Consider the following 1,017-nt stretch of genomic DNA (forward strand, 5'->3'; position numbering starts at 1 on the left):
TAATATAGTAGATCTTGATTTACTACGTAATTTCAATGGGGTGCCAGGTTTAAACAGAGATAACTTTATTTATATCAGCAATATTTTTTCAAATATAAAACAACGGAACGAAAAAATCATGCAATAAATATGTTTCGTGAAGTCTCAATCAGTAATGATACTATAAGTGTAAAATTCTACAGAAATGAAAAAAATTGAATGCGCTTGCAATTTTCTGATGGATAAAGATGCGCAGGGGTATATCGACCTGTCTGATTTGGATTTAACAAGTTGTCATTTTAAAGGTGACGTTATATCGAAGGTGTCTTTTTTATCATCAAATCTACAACATATAACATTCGAATGTAAAGAAATTGGGGATTCCAATTTTACTACTGCAATAGTTGATAATGTCATATTTAGATGTCGACGTTTACACAATGTGATTTTTATCAAAGCGAGTGGTGAATGTGTCGATTTCAGCAAAAATATTCTTGATACAGTTGACTTCTCGCAGAGTCAACTTACTCAGAGTAATTTTCGCGAATGTCAGATTAGAAATTCAAACTTCGATAATTGTTATCTTTACGCTTCGCACTTCACCAGAGCAGAGTTTCTGTCTGCCAAAGAAATATCATTTATTAAATCGAATATGACAGCTGTTATGTTTGATCATGTGCGAATATCGACAGGGAATTTTAAAGATTGCATTACAGAACAATTGGAATTAACTATTGATTATTCAGATATATTTTGGAATGAAGATCACGATGGTTATATCAATAACATTATAAAAATGATTGATACATTGCCAGATAATGCAATGATATTGAAATCCGTTCTGGCAGTAAAACTGGTGATGCAATTAAAGATTCTTAATATTGTTAATAAAAACTTTATTGAGAATATGAAGAAAACATTTAGCCATTGTCCTTATATAAAAGATCCAATTATACGTGGTTATATACATTCTGGTGAAGATGACAAGTTCGATAATTTTATGCGTCAACATCGATTCAGTAAGGTGAATTTCGATAC

The 1,017-nt window shown here is 31.0% G+C and carries 1 pseudogene; it reads left to right on the top strand.

The features are described 5' to 3' along the window. Positions 1-1,017, top strand: a pseudogene (locus tag E0D98_RS24695) (SopA family protein); the annotation flags it as partial.

The organism is Escherichia sp. KCJ4928, from assembly GCF_004352695.1.
In the GTDB taxonomy this organism is placed as follows: Bacteria; Pseudomonadota; Gammaproteobacteria; order Enterobacterales; family Enterobacteriaceae; genus ECMA0423.